The following is a 1,946-nucleotide window of genomic DNA, read 5'->3' on the forward strand; positions in this document are numbered from 1 at the left end:
GTTTCCCGGTGGCTCATTCATCTGACCGTAAACCAGAGATACCTTGTCGATTACGTTGGAATCGGTCATCTCATGATAGAAGTCGTTGCCCTCACGAGTCCGTTCACCGACACCCGCGAAAACAGAGAAACCGGAGTGCTCGATCGCAATGTTACGGATCAACTCCATCATGTTTACGGTTTTACCAACACCGGCACCACCGAACAGACCGACCTTACCACCTTTCGCAAAAGGGCAGACCAGATCGATAACTTTGATGCCGGTTTCCAGCAATTCGTTAGAAGCGGACTGCTCAGCGTAGCTGGGTGGTTTGCGGTGGATGGACGCACGCTCTTCTTCGCCAATAGGTCCCTTTTCATCAATAGGGTTACCCAGAACGTCCATGATACGACCCAGAGTCTTGGTACCTACAGGCACCTGAATCGGCTCACCAGTGCTAGTCACTGTCAGACCACGGGATACACCTTCGGTGGAACCCATGGCGATAGTACGAACAATACCGTCACCCAGCTGTTGCTGAACTTCCAGTACCAGATCTTTGTCTTCGACGTTCAGAGCATCGTAGACTTTGGGAACACTTTCCCTGGGGAATTCGACGTCAACGACGGCGCCGATGATTTGTAAGATACGACCACTACTCATAGCCTTTCCTCTACCCTTTAATCTTTTATACAGCCGCCCTATTTAAACCGCTGCAGCGCCACTGACGATTTCGGACAGTTCCTGTGTGATTGCAGCCTGACGAGCCTTGTTGTATACCAACTGAAGCTCATCGATCAGATTGCCGGCGTTATCGGTTGCGTTCTTCATTGCAATCATTCGAGCGGCCTGCTCACAGGCGTTATTTTCAACTACTGCCTGGAATACCTGGGATTCGATATACCTGACCAACAGTCCATCCAGCAACTGTTTGGCATCAGGTTCATAAAGATAATCCCAGTGTCTTTTCAGCGACTCATCTTCATCTGGAACCAGAGGCAATAACTGCAGTACCTCGGGAGACTGGGTCATGGTGTTGACGAAGCGGTTGTGAACAACATACAAGCGGTCGATTTCGCCGTTTTCGTACTTGTCCAGCATCACCTTTACACCACCGATCAGATCAGCAATGTTGGGTGAGTCACCAATGTGTGTTGTGGCTGCCACGACGTTACCGCCGTAACTACGGAAAAATCCAACTGCCTTGCTGCCGACCAGGCAAAGATCTATTTCAGCACCCTGATCTTTCCACTGAGACATACTCTCAATGGTTTTCTTGAACAGGTTGATGTTCAGACCTCCACAGAGGCCCCGATCTGTGGAAATGATGATAAAACCAACACGCTTCACCTCACGTTCTGTCATGAAGGTGTGCTTGTACTCGGCATTGGCATGAGCAACATGCCCGACGACATGACGGATACGTTCAGCATAAGGGCGGCTGGTTTCTCTCCGCTCCTGAGCTTTCCGCATCTTACTCGCCGCCACCATTTCCATAGCGCTGGTGATCTTCTGCGTACCTTTTATGGACGATATCTGCGTCCGGATCTCTTTTGCGCCTGCCATTGTGTTTCCTCAGCTACCTTTAACGGCTACCAAGGCAGCCGTCAGCCATGAGCCTGTTACCAGGACTGGGTGGCCTTGAACTTCTCAATAGCCGCTTTGATACCCTCTTCAATTTCACCGTTGTAATCCCCAGATTCATTGATGCGAGCCATCAGCTCACCGAATTCAGAGTTTACAAAGCTCAGCAGGGCAGCTTCAAAGTCCAGGATCTTATTTAACTCAACGCCTTCCAGGTAGCCTTTTTCAGCGGCATAGATGACAACACCCATGTCAGCAACAGACATTGGCGCATACTGTTTCTGCTTCATCAGTTCAGTAACACGCTGACCGTGCTCAAGCTGCTTACGGGTCGCTTCATCGAGGTCAGAAGCAAACTGAGCAAATGCCTGCAGTTCTCGATA

Annotated in this window: 1 protein-coding gene and 2 pseudogenes; all 3 read right to left on the reverse strand. The window is 50.2% G+C overall.

Annotated elements, in window-relative coordinates; translation table 11 throughout:
- A pseudogene (locus tag KDK19_RS09150) lies at window positions 1-642 on the reverse strand (F0F1 ATP synthase subunit beta); the annotation flags it as partial.
- A 42-nt stretch (window positions 643-684) separates the two neighbouring features.
- Window positions 685-1,545, reverse strand: coding sequence for a F0F1 ATP synthase subunit gamma (atpG, locus tag KDK19_RS09155; protein ID WP_257291791.1), 861 nt, complete (start codon window positions 1,543-1,545; stop codon window positions 685-687).
- Window positions 1,546-1,601: 56 nt separating this feature from the next.
- A pseudogene (locus KDK19_RS09160) lies at window positions 1,602-1,946 on the reverse strand (F0F1 ATP synthase subunit alpha); the annotation flags it as partial.

The sequence above is a fragment of the Endozoicomonas sp. ONNA1 genome (assembly GCF_024606325.1).
In the GTDB taxonomy this organism is placed as follows: Bacteria; Pseudomonadota; Gammaproteobacteria; order Pseudomonadales; family Endozoicomonadaceae; genus Endozoicomonas_A.